This window comes from Haemophilus parainfluenzae, from assembly GCF_900450995.1.
In the GTDB taxonomy this organism is placed as follows: Bacteria; Pseudomonadota; Gammaproteobacteria; order Enterobacterales; family Pasteurellaceae; genus Haemophilus_D; species Haemophilus_D parainfluenzae_O.
Genome location: NZ_UGHY01000002.1, coordinates 911390 through 927543, shown reverse-complemented (window position 1 = coordinate 927543; position 16154 = coordinate 911390). Strand labels below are relative to the sequence as shown.

The 16154-nt window shown below is 40.5% G+C and carries 15 protein-coding genes and 3 pseudogenes; 9 read left to right on the top strand and 9 right to left on the bottom strand.

Going from position 1 to position 16154, the window contains the following annotated elements; genetic code table 11:
• Positions 1-168: 168 nt before the first annotated feature.
• The 5 genes and pseudogenes from fecE to DX522_RS04685 all read right to left on the bottom strand — a co-directional run bounded on the left by fecE (position 169) and on the right by DX522_RS04685 (position 4752).
• Positions 169-936, bottom strand: coding sequence for a Fe(3+) dicitrate ABC transporter ATP-binding protein FecE (gene fecE / locus DX522_RS04705; protein ID WP_049374859.1), 768 nt, complete (start codon positions 934-936; stop codon positions 169-171).
• Positions 936-1918, bottom strand: a pseudogene (gene fecD, locus DX522_RS04700) (Fe(3+) dicitrate ABC transporter permease subunit FecD). Before fecD ends, fecE begins: the two are co-directional and overlap by 1 nt.
• Positions 1918-2906, bottom strand: a pseudogene (fecC, locus tag DX522_RS04695) (iron-dicitrate ABC transporter permease FecC). Before fecC ends, fecD begins: the two co-directional pseudogenes overlap by 1 nt.
• A complete protein-coding gene (locus DX522_RS04690) occupies positions 2906-3796 on the bottom strand; it encodes a Fe(3+) dicitrate ABC transporter substrate-binding protein (RefSeq protein WP_115179998.1) in 891 nt (296 codons plus the stop codon). The pseudogene fecC and the gene DX522_RS04690 overlap by 1 nt, the downstream one beginning before the upstream one ends.
• An 89-nt stretch (positions 3797-3885) precedes the next feature.
• Positions 3886-4752, bottom strand: a complete 867-nt coding sequence (locus DX522_RS04685) for a DMT family transporter (protein ID WP_115179997.1) — start codon at positions 4750-4752, stop codon at positions 3886-3888.
• A gap of 112 nt (positions 4753-4864) precedes the next feature.
• On the opposite strand from DX522_RS04685, the gene msrAB reads away from it, so the two are divergent.
• Together msrAB and DX522_RS04675 are read left to right on the top strand one after the other, a co-directional pair.
• Positions 4865-5926 carry a bifunctional peptide-methionine (S)-S-oxide reductase MsrA/peptide-methionine (R)-S-oxide reductase MsrB gene (gene msrAB / locus DX522_RS04680; RefSeq protein ID WP_115179996.1) on the top strand — a complete coding sequence of 354 codons (1062 nt, stop codon included), beginning with the start codon at positions 4865-4867 and terminating at the stop codon, positions 5924-5926.
• 9 nt (positions 5927-5935) lie between these two features.
• On the top strand, positions 5936-6412 hold the full coding sequence (locus DX522_RS04675; RefSeq protein ID WP_115179995.1) for a redoxin family protein: 477 nt from the start codon (positions 5936-5938) through the stop codon (positions 6410-6412).
• Between the two features lie 60 nt (positions 6413-6472).
• On the opposite strand, the gene DX522_RS04670 is transcribed toward DX522_RS04675, so the two are convergent.
• Positions 6473-7069, bottom strand: coding sequence for an IS3 family transposase (locus DX522_RS04670; RefSeq protein ID WP_115179994.1), 597 nt, complete (start codon positions 7067-7069; stop codon positions 6473-6475).
• Between the two features lie 14 nt (positions 7070-7083).
• Between DX522_RS04670 and DX522_RS04665 the strand changes: the two are divergent.
• Both DX522_RS04665 and DX522_RS04660 read left to right on the top strand, forming a co-directional pair.
• Positions 7084-7457 (top strand): annotated as a pseudogene (locus DX522_RS04665) (transposase).
• Positions 7454-8260, top strand: coding sequence for an IS3 family transposase (locus tag DX522_RS04660; RefSeq protein ID WP_262054162.1), 807 nt, complete (start codon positions 7454-7456; stop codon positions 8258-8260). The pseudogene DX522_RS04665 and the gene DX522_RS04660 overlap by 4 nt, the downstream one beginning before the upstream one ends.
• Before the next feature lie 61 nt (positions 8261-8321).
• Here DX522_RS04660 and greB read toward each other — a convergent pair whose 3' ends face one another.
• The gene (greB, locus tag DX522_RS04655; RefSeq protein ID WP_115179992.1) at positions 8322-8798 is read right to left on the bottom strand and encodes a transcription elongation factor GreB; all 477 of its coding nucleotides are present in this window, start codon (positions 8796-8798) and stop codon (positions 8322-8324) included.
• A 106-nt stretch (positions 8799-8904) separates the two neighbouring features.
• Between greB and DX522_RS04650 the strand changes: the two genes are divergently transcribed.
• The 3 genes from DX522_RS04650 (at position 8905) to DX522_RS04640 (ending at position 12421) form a co-directional block, all read left to right on the top strand.
• Positions 8905-11217 (top strand): Tex family protein, encoded by a 2313-nt coding sequence (locus tag DX522_RS04650; protein ID WP_115179991.1) that lies wholly within the window; start codon positions 8905-8907, stop codon positions 11215-11217.
• Positions 11218-11319: 102 nt separating this feature from the next.
• Entirely contained in the window at positions 11320-11703 is a 384-nt protein-coding gene (locus DX522_RS04645) for a hypothetical protein (RefSeq protein WP_005694761.1), read from the top strand.
• A gap of 214 nt (positions 11704-11917) precedes the next feature.
• Positions 11918-12421 carry a contact-dependent growth inhibition system immunity protein gene (locus DX522_RS04640; RefSeq protein WP_115179990.1) on the top strand — a complete coding sequence of 168 codons (504 nt, stop codon included), beginning with the start codon at positions 11918-11920 and terminating at the stop codon, positions 12419-12421.
• Between the two features lie 76 nt (positions 12422-12497).
• Here DX522_RS04640 and glpK read toward each other — a convergent pair whose 3' ends face one another.
• A complete protein-coding gene (gene glpK / locus DX522_RS04635; RefSeq protein WP_005694750.1) occupies positions 12498-14009 on the bottom strand; it encodes a glycerol kinase GlpK in 1512 nt (503 codons plus the stop codon).
• A 372-nt stretch (positions 14010-14381) separates the two neighbouring features.
• Here glpK and DX522_RS04630 point away from each other — a divergent pair, with 372 nt between their 5' ends.
• Both DX522_RS04630 and DX522_RS04625 read left to right on the top strand, forming a co-directional pair.
• Complete coding sequence (locus DX522_RS04630) at positions 14382-15125, top strand: MIP/aquaporin family protein (protein ID WP_115179989.1); 744 nt, start codon at positions 14382-14384, stop codon at positions 15123-15125.
• A 120-nt stretch (positions 15126-15245) separates the two neighbouring features.
• Positions 15246-15704 carry a hypothetical protein gene (locus DX522_RS04625; RefSeq protein ID WP_115179872.1) on the top strand — a complete coding sequence of 153 codons (459 nt, stop codon included), beginning with the start codon at positions 15246-15248 and terminating at the stop codon, positions 15702-15704.
• Positions 15705-15731: 27 nt separating this feature from the next.
• On the opposite strand, the gene DX522_RS04620 is transcribed toward DX522_RS04625, so the two are convergent.
• Complete coding sequence (locus DX522_RS04620) at positions 15732-16154, bottom strand: hypothetical protein (protein ID WP_115179988.1); 423 nt, start codon at positions 16152-16154, stop codon at positions 15732-15734.

Sequence of the window (16154 nt, the reverse complement as noted above, 5' to 3'; positions counted from 1 at the left end):
TTATCTAATTAAACATTTCTAAAAATAACCGCACTTTGGTTTTTAAATCAAAGTGCGGTTTTTTATATTTAATTTTTTATGTGAATGATATTTTCTGATATGGTGAGAAGAGACCAATATTGTTACTACCCTACAATAAAGCTTTATATTTAGGGAAGTGATTGAAAGTTATTTCAAAATAAACATCGGTGTATTGCTGATAGGATCACGATGAATGATGACATCTAAATCAAACACATCCTTAAGTAACTCTTCGGTCATCACTTCATCGGGCGTACCTTGTGCCATTACTGCACCTTTTTTCATGACGATTAAGTGATCGCAATAGCGGCAGGCTTGGTTGAGATCATGCAATACAGTAATCACGGTTTTACCGTTTTGTTGCATTTGTCGCATCATGCCCATGAGTTCCGCTTGGCGGTTTAAATCCAGATAAGTAGTCGGCTCATCGAGTAGCACTAATTCGGCATCTTGCGCAAGTGTCATGGCTAAAAATACCCGTTGTTGCTGACCACCAGATAAATCAGAAACCAACTGTTCGGCGAGTTCGGCTGTTTGTGTTTGCGCCATCGCCCAATTAACCAATTCTTCATCTTTTTGGCTGAGTTTGCCCCAGAGATTTAAGTAAGGCGAACGCCCGTAGGCGATCAATTCCCGCACTTTAATCCCTTCAGGTACCAAGTGTTGCTGCGGGAGAAAAGCCAATTCTTGGGCATATTCTTTAGGGCTTTTTTGCCAAATATCCTGACCTTTATGAGTGATTGAGCCTTGCTTCGGTTTGAGCAAGCGAGCCACCGCTTTTAATGTGGTGGACTTACAGCAACCATTTGGGCCGATTAATGCAATCACTTTATTTTTCGGGAATTTTAGCGACAGATTTTTAACCACGAGTTTATCTTGATAACCTAAAGATAAATTATTGATTTCAATGCTCATTATTTAGTTCTCATCAATAAGTAGAAGAAATATGGCGCACCGATAATTGCAGTCAGAATGCCCGCGGGGAGTTCAGTTGGTGGGTCAATCACCCGCGCCAAAATATCCGAAAGTTGTAATAAGAGGGCGCCAATAATCAAGGCCGCCGGTAATAGGGTGCGATGTCTGCCACCGACTAAACGACGAGCAAGATGCGGAGCAACTAAGCCTAAAAAGGCAATTGGACCACAAATTGCCACAGCTGTAGTGGAAAGGGCTACCGCTAACACTAAAACGCTAATTTGCACTTTATTTACGGTTACGCCCAAGGTGGAGGCTTTGTTTTCACCTAAACCAAGGGTATCTAGATCGCGACAGAAAATAAATGGCAAGGGCAGTAATACTACTAACCATGGCAATACCACATTCAAATAAGACCAGCTGCGCCCCACAGGCTTCCTGTGAGCCATAACATAGCCGTGTTGATCTCGACCGGATTGGTAAGCATCAGATAATGACTAATGGCTGCCCACAATGCGGAAAGTGCAACTCCAATGATTGCCATTTTGATAGGGCGGAAGTTAAAGCCGCATACGATCCATAAAATAACAAAAGAGAGCACACCGCCTAAAAAGGCAAAAATCGGCATCCAGTAAAATGCTAAGTTTGGCAAGAACATCAATACCGAAACAGCAATTAACCCCGCTGCATTGTTAATCCCTAAAATATCGGGAGAGGCAAGTGGATTACGCACCACGCTTTGTACGAGCACACCAGAAATCGCTAAGGCGCCGCCTAATAAAATCGCTAATACCGCACGGGGTAGGCGATATTCCATCAAGGTAAAATAGTTTTTATCATCAGGCTGAAAGGCCGCCCAAATTTCCTCAAAGGAAAGCGTATAAGTGCCAAGGCGAATACTCAACCCAAAGAGCAGTACCATTAGACTAAGCGTGACGACATAAAAGCCGATAGCGCGAAAAGATACATGAGAAGCTCGCATTAGTGTCTTCCTCTGGCAAATAATACAAAGACTGGGGCACCGATTAAGGCAAGCACCGCACCGGCAGGCACTTCGCTAGGGAAGTTGACCGCGCGGGCAATGGTATCTGCAGCCAGCATTAAAATTGCGCCGAGTAACATCGCCATGGGGAGCGATTTTCGCAAGTCATAACCAATCCAATAGCGGGCAAGATGGGGCACGAGTAAGCCAATAAAGGCTACGGGGCCGGCAACACTCACACTAGAACCCACAATCAATAACGCCATGATATTAGCGTACCAGCGTAAACGAAAGAGATTGATGCCTAGTGAACGCGCGGATTCATCACTTAAATTGAGTAAATTTAAACGGCTAGCAAAAAGCAGACAGAAAAGTGCGGTCAAAATAAAGAATGGAAATAACGTCAATAATTCATTCCAACGGGCATGTGCAATGCCACCCGCTAGCCAACTCATAATACCGAAGGCATGATCTTCAGCGATAATGAGCACTAATTTTGTGAGCGCTGCACACAGTAGTGATACGGCAATCCCGCTAAAATCACTCGGCTACGATCTCCACTGTTGTCTTTCCAACCATTGCTGATCAGCATTACCACAAACCAACTCAGACCGCCGCCGATGCTAGCCACTAAAGCAATACTATAACCAGAAAGAATCAAGGGGCTAAACGCACTGGCGGTCACCATGGCAAGACTGGCTCCCGAGTTCACGCTGAGTAGCGTAGGCGAGGCTAGTGGATTGCGCGTAATGGTTTGTAACAACGCCCCCGCCACCGCAAGATTGGCACCTAAAATCATGCCAACTAATGCTCGAGGTAGGCGTAAATCGGTTACCGTAATTTTGGCAATTTCATCGCCATCGGGGAGGAACGCTTGTAACGCTGCAAGCGGTCGAATTTCGATGGGATAATACAAAAACAGGCTTCCCCATAATAGGAAAGCCAGAATGATAAGGGGAAGTCCCCAACGGAAAGTGGACTTCATCATTATTTTTGTTTCACGAAACCTTCAATTTGTTTTGCCATAATTTTGCTCGCTTCTAAGCCGCGGCCACGCGCCCACATGTCGGAGTCAACGCTGTAAACATGATTTGCTTTTACGGCAGGAATGGCTTTCCAAAGTGGCTCGGCTTCCCATTTGCGCGCAATACTTTCATCACGGTAATGGGCGATGAACAAGTATTCCGGTTTTTCCATTACTAATTGTTCAAGGTTGATTTCCACGAAAGCCTGATCGCTATTGAGTTTGGTTGGGGCAAAACCTAATGTCGTTAAGAAACTACCCACATAGCCATTGTCATTTTGGATATTAAATTTATCTTCTCGGGAAGTACCAAATGAGGCTTTTTTGCCTTGTACACCTAGATTTTTTGCAATGTTGGCAATGTAATCATTATGTTCATTGATCTTCGCTTTCATTTCAGCGCTTTTACCCACTAAATCACCAATTTTTTGTGCTGTTTCAAGATTTTCTTGATAGCTTTCATGACGAGAATCGAACATCACCGTTGGCGCAATTTTTTTCAATTCTTCAAATACTGCAGTATGACGAGATGGATCGGCAATAATTAAATCGGGTTTGAGAGAAGCAATCACTTCAAGGCTTGGCTGAGAACGCGTGCCAACGGATTGCCATGCAGCAATTTTTTCGCGTACTTGCGGCAGAATACGATCGACTTTGTTATCGTCAGCCACACCTACAGGGCTTACACCGACTTGGGCTAAGGCATCCACAAAAGAATATTCCAACGCCACAACACGGCTTGGGGTTTTATCAAGGGTAAATTCACCTTTGGCATCTTTAACCGTCACTGCACTAGCAAATGCAGATACCATTAATAATGCAGAAGCTAAAGTGGTTTTGAATAATTTTTTCATGTTGTGTCCTCAATAATTAAAGTGGTTTGATTATACCTAAAAGTGATGTTATTGAAAATAATTATACTTTATATATTGGTCGGATTTCTCTATTTCGCCCGCATTCTAGCAAGCAAACTGACGGCAATAATAATGACTAATGAACCAATCCAGAAATTTAGGCTTGGTACGTTATCCCAGAAGAGCCAGTCACAGATGCTGGAGAAAATGACACCGGTAAAGGAAAAAGGCGTGATGACATTTGCAGGCGCGTATTTAAAGGCGCGAGTGAGTAATAATTGGAAAATAAGACCGAATCCGCCCACCAAAAGTAATAAAGTAAATCCATGCAATGTTGGTATTTCCCATTGTGCGATAAAAAAGAGTGGCAACAAAATAGAGCCTAGCAAGTGGAAATAAAACACGATATTTTTAGGTGAATTGTGTTTATTTAGCTCTTGTAAGCTGATAAATGCCATCGCAGCTAAGACTGCCGCACCCAAAGCATAGCCTGCATGGAGAGGATTGATATTCATTGAGCCGTTGGTCAGCATAATGATGGATACACCAATAAAACCCATAAAACTGCAAGCTAATACTTTTAATGGTGTTCTGACTTTAAAGAAAAACAGCAATAAAGGCACAAAAAGTGAGGACGTATTCATCAATAAAACCGCAATGGAAATCGGTAAATATTTAATAGCGTAGAAGGTTAATAACATACTGGCTATGCCGGCGAGGTTACGCAAAACGAGAAACTTCCATTGGGACATATCGACTTTGAAATCTCCATCTTTAATTAAAAAGGGTAAGAGAAACACAAAACCAATAAAGAAGCGGGAAAATAAAATTTCACTGGACGGTAATTCATCAGAGGCGTATTTTACAAAGACGCCCATTAAGGCAATGCTGATGTAAGCTAATACCATACAAACAACAGCTTTTTGATAATTATTGCGGAGATGTATGTTTGGCATAAGGGTTCCTTGCACAAAGTGCGGTAAAAATTGCCTTATTTTGTAAGAAAATGGGCTTGTATTCGTCTAATGAAATGTAATCTTAAGATATTTTCTACAATAAGGAAAGAAAATGAAATATACAAAAACATTTCTCATATTGACCGCACTTTTTAGCGGTTTGCAAAGTAGTTTAACGTATGCTGATCACACAGAATCATCAAAGGAGCAAAAAATGACAATGGAAAGTAAACAAGAACAACAAATTATTTATCTTGCTGGTGGCTGCTTTTGGGGATTAGAAGCTTATATGGAACGCATTCAAGGCGTGACTGATGCCGTTTCTGGTTATGCCAATGGAAAAGGTGATACCACGAACTACCAATTATTGCACGCGACAGATCATGCTGAAACCGTGAAAGTGACTTACGATCCAAATAAAATTTCGCTAGATAAATTGCTGCAATATTATTTTCGTGTTATCGATCCAACCAGTATCAATAAGCAAGGTAATGATCGTGGCAGACAGTATCGCACCGGCATTTATTATCAAAATGAACAAGATAAAGCGGTTATTGAGGCAGCATTGAAAATCTTACAAAGTAAATATCAAGAACCGATTCAAATTGAAGTAGAACCGCTGAAAAATTATGTGGAGGCGGAAGAGTATCATCAGGATTATCTCAAGAAAAACCCGAATGTCTATTGTCATATCGACATCAAAAAAGCCGATGAGCCATTAATTGATGATAAAAAATACCTAAAACCAAGTGATGCAGAATTAAAGCAAAAATTGACCGCACTTCAATATGATGTGACGCAAGGCAAACATACTGAACGTTCTTTTAGTAACGAGTATTGGGATAATTTCGCGCCTGGTATTTATGTGGATATCACTACGGGAGAACCGTTATTTTCTTCCAAAGATAAGTTTGAATCTGGTTGTGGCTGGCCAAGTTTTACCAAACCAATTGCCGCTGAAGTGGCGGAGTATCAAAGAGACAATAGCTTTAATATGACTCGTATTGAGGTGTTAAGTCGCAGTGGTCATGCCCATTTAGGTCATGTGTTTGACGATGGTCCGCGTGATAAAGGTGGATTACGTTATTGCATCAATAGTGCATCGATTAAGTTTATTCCATTAGATGAAATGGAAAAACAAGGTTATGGTGATTTGATTCCTTTTGTGAAATAAGAGGGCAAAATGAGAAAAATATTGACCGCACTTTTATTGTTTTTGAGTCCATTGAGTTTTGCACAAGAGAAGGTGTCTTTGGCGGATATCTCCTTGAAGACGTTGGATAATCAAACCGTCACCTTATCACAATACCAAGGCAAACCGTTTTATATCAAAATGTGGGCATCTTGGTGTCCAATTTGCTTAGCGGGTTTAGCGGAAATTGACGATCTTAGTGCAGAAAAAAATCTTGATTTTAATGTGATTACGATTGCCTCACCTGGACAAAAGAACGAACAAAATAGCCCCAAATTTATCAATTGGTATAAAGGTCTGGATTACAAAAATATTACGGTATTATTGGATGAAAATGGGGAAATTATTAAACGTGCTAATGTGTTAGGCTATCCATTTAATTTGCTGTTGGATAAGGATTTAAATCTTATCAAAGCACAGCCAGGTCATTTGAATTCAGATCAAATTAAACAATTTGTGAAGGAATAAAAAAGTGCGGTCAAAATGATCTGACCCCAAAAAGTTAGACTGTTATTTAAAGGATTGTTTTCAATATTGTATCGGACTCAGTCCTTTTAATTTTAGTTGAATCCGTCGATGATTATAGTAATCCAAATAATCTCTGACAGCATCAACTATCTCTTCTTTTGTTTTAAATTCCCGACCATAAAAACATTCTGTTTTTAATCGTCCAAAGAAACTTTCCATTGCGGCGTTATCTAAGCAATTCCCTTTTCTCGACATACTTTGAATGATGCCATGTTCAGCCAAGATTCGACGATAAGCTACCATTTGATATTGCCAACCTTGGTCTGAATGTAAAATGACACCACAAGCTTTATTTAATCCTTTGACGGCTTGCATTAACATGTCCTCTACTTGCGCCCAGTTTGGGGAATAGCTGAGATTATAGGAGACTATCTCATTGTTAAATAACTCTAAAATTGGAGATAAATAGACTTTACTCCCATCTTTCGCCTTAAACTCGGTGATATCGGTCACCCATTTTTGTTTCGGGGCCGTTGCACTAAAATCTCGCTCAAGATGATTCGGTGCAATCACCCCTATCGTGCCTCGATAGGTCGTAAATTTCTTGCTTTTTCTTGACCGTACTTTGATCTGCACCCCAAAACCTGGACACCTAATTTGAGGTGCAGATTATGTCCTACCCTTATCAATTTCGTTTGAAAATTATCAAACTCGTCACCGAACAGGATTATGGTATCCGTGAGATGGCTAAACTTCATAAAATTTCCCATGCTATTGTTATTTTTGGCTAAAAGCATTTCGGGAAAGAGGGCTTGATGGCGTAAAATCGCCTTATAAAAACCTTCAAACACCGAAAATAGCGAAGCCAAAGATGAAAAAGAAAGACATTGAAATTCCAGAAACCACAGACTTTTCACCTAAAGCGTTTAAAAAGTTACAACGAGAGCTCGCCTTGGCTCGTGCGGAGATTGCTTACCTAAAGGAGTTGGAGAAGCTCGACCGTCAAAAACAACGACAGAAAAAAGAAAAATCATTGAAAGATTGAAGCCAGACCACGCGTTAAATGATTTACTTCATGTGGCTAAAATGCCTCGCTCAAGCTTTTACTATAAAGAGACTAAGCGAAATTATCACGAGGTAAAAGAGGCTATCTTATCGCTGTATAAAAAGAACAGAAAACGAGATGGTTATCGCCCCATGACGTTTAAATTACGCCAAATGGGTTTTAATTTGAATCATAAAACGGTGTTAAAGCTAATGAACGAGTTAGGTATTCATTCCATTTTACGCAAGAAAAGACATGGAAAACGAGGAAAAACATCGCATATTGCCCCGAATTTGCTGAATCGTGATTTTACAGCAACGGCACTCAATCAAAAATGGGTAACGGATGTTACCGAGTTTCATGTTGGGCAAGAAAAGCTTTATTTTTCACCGTTGATGGACTTGGCTAACCGAGAAATTATTGCCTATAACTTTGCGACACGCCCGAAGTTTTCATTGGTAAAAAAGATGTTAGAACAAGGGCTTAGTCGGCTTAAACCGACAGAATGCCCGATTATTCATAGTGACCAAGGTGTATTGTATGGCACGGCGGAATGGGTGAAAATGTTGGAAGGTAAAGCGGTTCAAAGTATGAGTCGCCGAGGAAATTGCTATGATAATGCGGTGATTGAAAGCTTTTTTGCAATATTAAAATCAGAGTGTTTTTACTCTCGGACTTATCATTCAATCACTGAATTACAGGCTGAAATTGAAGAATATTTAGTGTATTACAACCAAAAACGCATTAAACTTGCTTTCAAAGGATTGAGCCCAGTGCAATACCGAGCTCAATATTTAAGTTAACTAACCTGTCCAACTTTTGGGGGGCAGATCAATTTGACCGCTCTTTTGTTTTTTATGCTTGCTATTTTTCATACCAAATTCGGTTCACATAGAGCACGACTTTACCAGAGGGGGTCTCAACATGGATTTCATCATCAACGCCTTTCCCGATTAAAGCACGTGCGACGGGAGAATCAATGGAGATCCAGTTTTTAGCGGGATCGAATTCATCGCAGCCGACAAGTCGGTATTGCTTCACTTCACCTTCTTCATATTCTAGCTCAACCCATGCACCGAAAAATACTTTGCCTTCTTGTTTCGGGTGGTAATCCACGATTTGTAGCACTTCTAAGCGTTTGGAAAGAAAACGCACACGGCGATCAATTTCACGTAAGCGACGTTTGCCGTAAATATATTCCGCGTTTTCACTGCGGTCACCAAGCGCGGCGGCATCTGAAACGGCTTGTGTGACTTTAGGGCGTTCTTCTTTCCATAAAAATTTAAGTTCTTGGTCAAGCGCAAGCCAGCCTTGACGGGTAATGTAATTGGATTTTGCCATAATAAAAATAAAAGAAATTTTTTTGAATTATATTTGAGCCTGTTGTCTAAAACCAGTATTCTATTCCCGTTTTTATCGAATCCTTTCATAACAAAGAAGTATGACAATGTTAAATCAACAAATTAGCCAAATTATTGCGGCAGAATTAACCGTTCAACCCCAACAAATCCTCGCCGCCATTCAATTATTAGATGATGGCAACTCCATTCCATTTATTGCCCGTTATCGTAAAGAAGCCACTGGTGGCTTGGATGACACCCAACTTCGTCATTTTGAAACCCGTTTAATTTATTTACGTGAATTAGAAGATCGTCGTCAAACCATTTTGAAATCTATTGAAGAGCAAGGAAAATTGACCGATGAATTGCGTGACAAAATCCATGCGACACAAAGCAAAACTGAATTAGAAGATTTGTATTTGCCGTACAAACCTAAACGCCGTACGAAAGGGCAAATTGCGATTGAAGCGGGTCTTGAGCCATTAGCTGATTTACTTTGGAACGAGCCGGAAAATGATCCTGAAACGGCAGCAGCGGAATTTGTGAATACTGATAAAGGCGTAACAGACACCAAAGTAGCCCTTGATGGTGCACGCTATATTTTAATAGAGCGTTTTGCTGAAGATGCAGGTTTATTAGCGAAAGTCCGTGATTATTTAGCGAAAAATGCCGTTATCGTATCCAAAGTGATCGAAGGCAACGAAACGGAAGGCGCAAAATTCCAAGATTATTTCGACCACCAAGAATTATTGAAAAATGTGCCTTCTCACCGTGCATTAGCCATGTTCCGTGGACGTAATGAGGGTATTTTACAATTAAGCTTAAATGCTGACCCTGATGCGGAAGAGGGAAGTCGCCAAAGCTATTGTGAAGAGATTATTCGTGATTATTTAGATGTACGTTTTACTGGTCAGCCTGCGGATAAATGGCGTGAACAAGTGATTGCGTGGACATGGAAAATCAAAGTTTCGTTGCATTTAGAAACGGAATTAATGGCGAGTTTACGTGAAAAAGCGGAAGAAGAAGCCATTGATGTTTTCGCTCGAAATCTGACCGCACTTTTGATGGCGGCACCCGCTGGCGCGAAAAGCACCATGGGCTTGGACCCGGGCTTACGTACAGGTGTTAAAGTTGCGGTGGTGGATAACACAGGTAAATTATTAGATACCACCACCATTTATCCACACACGGGGCGTGAAGCTGAAGCGCAAGTGGCGATTTTCAGCTTGATCCGCAAACATAACGTAGAGTTAATTGCCATTGGTAACGGTACGGCTTCTCGTGAAACAGAGCGTTTTGCGAAAGAAGTGATTAAAGAAATTAAAGAAAATAAACCTCAAACCGTTGTGGTGAGCGAAGCGGGCGCATCGGTTTATTCCGCTTCTGAATTTGCCGCAAATGAATTCCCGAATTTAGATGTCTCTTTACGTGGTGCGGTATCAATTGCGCGTCGTTTACAAGATCCATTGGCAGAATTAGTGAAAATCGAACCGAAAGCCATTGGTGTAGGGCAATATCAGCACGATGTAAACCAAACCCAACTTGCGCGTAAACTTGATGCGGTGGTGGAAGACTGTGTAAACGCAGTAGGTGTGGATTTAAATACAGCATCCGCGCCATTGCTTGCTCGTGTAGCTGGTATGACAAAAACCTTGGCGCAAAATATTGTGGAATATCGTGATGAAAATGGTCGTTTTGAAAGCCGTGCAGAATTGAAAAAAGTGCCTCGTTTAGGGCCAAAAGCCTTTGAGCAATGTGCGGGCTTTATGCGTATTGCAGAAGGTAAAAATCCACTTGATGCTTCAGGTGTTCACCCAGAAGCTTACCCTGTGGTGGAAAAAATCTTGCAAGCCACTGCGCAATCTATTCAAGATTTAATGGGTAATGCCGGTGTGGTACGTCAGCTTGATGCAAAACAATTTATTGATGAGCAATTTGGTTTACCGACCGTCCAAGATATTTTCAAAGAGTTGGAAAAGCCAGGGCGCGATCCGCGTGGTGAGTTTAAAACTGCGGTATTCGCAGAAGGCGTGGAAGAAATCACCGATTTAAAACCAGGTATGATTTTAGAAGGTACCGTCACCAATGTGACTAACTTCGGCGCATTTGTGGATATTGGTGTTCACCAAGATGGTTTAGTACATATTTCATCACTAAGCGATAAATTCGTAGAAGATCCACATCAAGTGGTGAAAACGGGCGATATCGTAAAAGTGAAAGTATTAGAAGTAGATGTGCCGCGTAAACGTATTGCGTTAACGATGCGATTAGATGAAAGTGCGGTCAAAAATGACGGCAAATCTGACCGCACTTTAAGTGCAAAACCAAGAAGTAATGCACCTCGCCAAGATCGTAATTCAAGAGGAAATAGTGCAATGGAGAATGCCTTTGCCGATGCGTTGAAGAATTTGAAAAAATAATTTCGTCATTTAGATGAACATTGTGGCCAAATAGGCGTACAATGAAGGGGATCTGGTCAATCATCCAATCCCCTTTTTTATTTCAACGAAAGGAATATTCTTATGGAAAAAGGTATTCTTGGGCCGCATGAAGGCAAGGAGCTGGAATTAATGTTAAGGGGCGAAAAGCAAGTGGCATTATTCAATCAGGAGCTCGGTATTCCTGACGCCTTTCTCCCTTATCTTGAGCTAGGAATGCTTCATTCAAAAACAGTGCAACGTCATGTAAATGATGTTTGCTTAACTGATTTTATTGTCTATTTACCTCAATCTCTTGCACTCGCTGAACAAATGGAAGTGTTACTTCCTGCAAGCACTGTGAATGGTTTTGATCCAAAAGTAGAACGTGAAATCGGTCGAATTCTTGGCTACCGAGAAAAAGATATCGAATACTACATTCAGCATTTTCAAGATAATTTAGAGAAGTATCGGCAGCAGTATAGTTAATAGATAAAATAAAAGTGCGGTCAAAAACACAAGAAATTTTGACCGCGCTTTTGTTTCCAAAGATGATTATTCTAAGTAAACCTTATAATTTCACATTCACTTTTCTGTAGAAATATCACTATAGATAGCATAACAGGCCAAAGTGGTAAATTAGGTAATTGTTTAATGTATACTAGATCGAAAGGAGCTAATATTATTAATAAGGTAAATTGATATGAACAAACCTAAAGCAGCTTTTGTTAGAATTAATAAAGATTTCTTATTGGTTGCCTCTATTATTAGAGGGATGATTGGAATGACAGATCCAGATCAAGATTTTATTTTTAATGAAGTTGATATTTCTGATTTAGATCTAGGAAAGTTAATTAAAGAAAAGCTTAATGAAAGTAAAGAAATTTCGTTCGAAGAGTTTCAGGCTATCTTTAATTCTGAAAAAATGAAAGGGCTACAAAAAAATCTCGAAGAAGAGATGAAAAAACGCTATGGATACAAAAATAAAAAATCTATCTATAAGGATATGTCTTTTTTATCTTTAGAACAGGATGATTTATATATAACTATTTCGCCTCTTCATCAAGATTCTTTAGATGGAAGTACAGGGATTTCACTTCCTGACAATTCAGCATTAGAATTTAAATATGATAAGAGTATTTCGGATGAAGAATTAGGAAAAGCCATAAGACAAGCCCTGACGTATTGTACGAGTATTTATCGGTAATATATTTCCTCAAAATATAAAGTGCGGTCAAAAATACGAGAAATTTTGACCGCACTTTATTATTGGCTAGAAAGGATTATTCCGCGTCTTCTTTTGCCCATTCTAATGAGCGTTTAACCGCTTTTTTCCAGCCTTTATAACGACGTTCACGTTTTTCTTCATCGTTGTCTGGAGTGAAGGTACGTTCTACACGCGCTTTGTCATGAAGTTCGTCTAAATCTTTCCAGAAACCAACTGCAAGACCAGCAAGGTAAGCTGCACCAAGTGCAGTCACTTCTTTCACCACTGGACGTTCAACATTCACATCTAAAATATCTGCTTGGAATTGCATTAAGAAGTTGTTGTTGGTTGCGCCGCCATCGACACGTAAATATTGTAAGCGTTGACCTGAGTCAGATTGCATTGCTTCTAACACATCACGGGTTTGGTAAGCAATGGATTCAAGGGTCGCGCGTACAATATGGTTACGGTTAGAACCACGAGAAAGACCGAAAATTGCACCTCGTGCATACGGATCCCAATAAGGTGCGCCTAAACCAGTGAAGGCCGGAACAACGTACACGCCATTGCTATCTGGGACTTTTTGTGCGAAGTATTCGGAGTCATGGCTGTCATGTACGATTTTGAGTTCATCACGTAACCATTGGATTGATGCGCCAGCGATAAACACAGAACCTTCAAGTGCGTATTCAGGTTCACCTTTGGCGTTACATGCGATGGTGGTTAATAGGCCATTTTTAGAGGTAATAGCTTTATCACCGGTGTGAAGCAACATAAAGCAGCCTGTACCATAGGTATTTTTCGCTTGGCCTGCGCGTGTGCAAAGATGGCCGTAAAGTGCCGCTTGTTGGTCACCCGCGATACCTGCAACTGGAATACGTACACCGCCTTTACCCCCGATGTTGGTTTGGCCATACACTTCGGAAGAATTGCGTACTTCAGGCAGCATAGAGCGTGGAATATTTAATAATTCCAACATTTTGTCATCCCATTTTTTCGTATGGATATTAAATAACATGGTACGGGATGCATTGGTGTAGTCCGTTACGTGAACACGGCCTTGGGTTAATTTCCATACAAGCCAGGTATCTACGGTACCAAATAGAAGCTCACCACGTTCCGCTTTTTCGCGCGCGCCTTCTACATTGTCCAAAATCCATTTCACTTTTGTACCCGAGAAATAGGGGTCTACCACTAAACCCGTGGTGTTGCGGATATATTCTTCATGACCATCCGCTTTAAGTTTGTCAGTAATATCTGCGGTACGACGGCATTGCCACACAATCGCGTTATAAACCGGTGTGCCAGTGGCTTTTTCCCACACAATGGTGGTTTCACGTTGGTTAGTAATACCAATTGCCGCAATTTCATCTGAGGTAATGCCTGCTTTTGCAACCACTTCGTTTAATGTTGAACTTTGTGTTGCCCAAATTTCCATTGGATTATGTTCCACCCAGCCTGCGCGTGGATAAATTTGTGTAAATTCACGTTGGGCGATTTCGACAACATTCGCATTGTGATCTAATAATACTGCACGAGAGCTTGTGGTACCTTGGTCCAAAGCGATGATGTATTTTTTGTCTGTCATGGTGCTATTCCTTAGAGTGCTTGGCACTCTCATTAAATGAATGAAGAAATTTTGAGCTTAAACGAACAAATTGCGAACCTAACTTAATTGAATTCGAATCTAATTGGAACAAGCAATGTTGGGTTTTGTGATTAGCATCACAGATTTCGCCCCGAAAATATGTAAACGATTGCGTTAACGCACAAAATAATGTGATCGCTCTCTCATTTTTAGAAAATAGATCGGTTTTATCTATTGAATTAATTGGTTAAAACTAGATAATGAAGCCACTCACTTTGAGTATCTCAATATTTGATCAAACAACGAAACGAATTGCAAAGCAAGATTTCTTCAATGAAATCATTAAGTTAATCATTATTTGGAGATTCTCTTATGAATGCCTATTTTGCAGAATTTTTTGGCACAGCACTCTTAATCCTGTTAGGTAACGGTGTGGTGGCCAACGTATGTTTAAATAAAACGAAAGGGCAAAGTTCTGGTTGGATTGTGATTACTACCGCGTGGGCATTTGCGGTGTATGTGGCCGTCGTTGTGACAGGCCCTTACAGTGGGGCGCACTTAAATCCAGCGGTAACGCTTGGTGTGGCAATGAAAGGTGCATTTGCTTGGGAATTGGTACCTGGCTACATCGCGGCACAAGTGGTGGGCGGCATGGTAGGTGCGTTGTTGGTTTACATTATGTATAAAGATCACTTTGCTGCGACTGAAGAAGAGGGTTTAAAACGAGCTTGTTTCTGTACCGAACCTGCTATTCGTAACTATCCAATCAACTTAGTGAACGAAATTATTGGTACCTTCGTGCTTGTTTTCGTGATTTTCTACCTTGCGGGGGCAAATATCACTTTACCTGGTACAGCAGAAAGCACGCCAATTGGTTTAGGCTCTATCGGGGCATTACCAGTAGCGATTTTAGTTTGGGCAATTGGTTTGAGCTTAGGTGGAACAACCGGTTATGCGATCAATCCAGCTCGAGATCTTGGTCCACGTTTAACCTTGGGTCTTTTCCTTGGTGGCACATTAAAGGCCAAAGCAGACTGGGGATACAGTTGGGTTCCTGTTGTAGGTCCGTTTATCGGTGCGGCGTTAGCTGCAGTATTCTACAACGCAATTATGTAATTCATTCAAATAGAAAGAGCGGTCAAAATTCACGGTATTATGTAGCAGTTGCACAAAGATTTAATTTGTTGTTTCTGCTACATTTTCTTATCTTTTATTTACAAAAGGTAAGAATAGTCAATGACAAAACAAAAATCAACTTTGGAAAATGCGCTTGAAGAAGCGATTGAAGAAATTGAAACCGAAAAGGAAGAAATTGCAGCGCAAATCAAGCAACTCCATAAAGAATTAAAAGATCTTGATCGGAAGATTTCAGACTATCGTGTGGCATTAAATCACGCAAAAGGTCGGGAAGAACCGCCTTTACCTTCAAACCCCAAATTTAGAAATCTTCGTTTCCAAACTTCACCTCAACAGTTGATTGCTCAGGTACTAAAACAAGAGCCTTCAAAATGGTTAAGTGTGAAGGAGATTACATATCAGGCGATGAAGTTAGATGGGCAAGAGATTGAAGAAGTCATACCGTATAAACAATCACAAACGATTGCTTGTACATTAAACTATTTAAAGTATAAATCGTTAGTGGAAAAATGCTTAATAGATAACTCACAACATTGGCGATTGAGAACACTTGAGTAAGGATAGTAAATAGCGGTAGAAATACCGCTATTTTTGTTTCCATTGCCAGTGAACCTCATTTCGGCTGATTTGAACCCTATTAATCCATTCTCTTTTATAAAACTCATTCAGTTGTTTACGAACAGAATCAAGGTGCTTTGCAGATGGCGTGTCAGGATTTAGTTCAATATCAAAAATGCGTTGCGTGAGTTCAGCTATTGTAAAGGCTTTATTGGGTGCTTCTCGCATCATTTGTACGATGTATTTACGAATTTTCCCTTTAAAGAGCTTATATTTGGAACGGTACACAAAGTTGTCCGTATTATAAAGGGCTATATCAGTTTCCTGTTGAGTAAGCTCAATAGCACGTTTTAATGTGGCAATGTTTGCATCAAGTAAGGCTAGATGATGTAATACCTGTTTACGTTCAAACTCAAACTCTTTGAGTTTCTTATCTAAGTTATATGCCAT

Bases quoted from the DNA above. Each gene is read 5' to 3' on its own strand.
- fecE (WP_049374859.1), bottom strand. From the start codon at position 936: ATGAGCATTGAAATCAATAATTTATCTTTAGGTTATCAAGATAAACTC.
- DX522_RS04690 (WP_115179998.1), bottom strand. From the start codon at position 3,796: ATGAAAAAATTATTCAAAACCACTTTAGCTTCTGCATTATTAATGGTA.
- DX522_RS04685 (WP_115179997.1), bottom strand. From the start codon at position 4,752: ATGCCAAACATACATCTCCGCAATAATTATCAAAAAGCTGTTGTTTGT.
- msrAB (WP_115179996.1), top strand. From the start codon at position 4,865: ATGAAATATACAAAAACATTTCTCATATTGACCGCACTTTTTAGCGGT.
- DX522_RS04675 (WP_115179995.1), top strand. From the start codon at position 5,936: ATGAGAAAAATATTGACCGCACTTTTATTGTTTTTGAGTCCATTGAGT.
- greB (WP_115179992.1), bottom strand. From the start codon at position 8,798: ATGGCAAAATCCAATTACATTACCCGTCAAGGCTGGCTTGCGCTTGAC.
- DX522_RS04650 (WP_115179991.1), top strand. From the start codon at position 8,905: ATGTTAAATCAACAAATTAGCCAAATTATTGCGGCAGAATTAACCGTT.
- DX522_RS04645 (WP_005694761.1), top strand. From the start codon at position 11,320: ATGGAAAAAGGTATTCTTGGGCCGCATGAAGGCAAGGAGCTGGAATTA.
- DX522_RS04640 (WP_115179990.1), top strand. From the start codon at position 11,918: ATGAACAAACCTAAAGCAGCTTTTGTTAGAATTAATAAAGATTTCTTA.
- glpK (WP_005694750.1), bottom strand. From the start codon at position 14,009: ATGACAGACAAAAAATACATCATCGCTTTGGACCAAGGTACCACAAGC.
- DX522_RS04630 (WP_115179989.1), top strand. From the start codon at position 14,382: ATGAATGCCTATTTTGCAGAATTTTTTGGCACAGCACTCTTAATCCTG.
- DX522_RS04625 (WP_115179872.1), top strand. From the start codon at position 15,246: ATGACAAAACAAAAATCAACTTTGGAAAATGCGCTTGAAGAAGCGATT.
- DX522_RS04620 (WP_115179988.1), bottom strand. From the start codon at position 16,154: ATGGCATATAACTTAGATAAGAAACTCAAAGAGTTTGAGTTTGAACGT.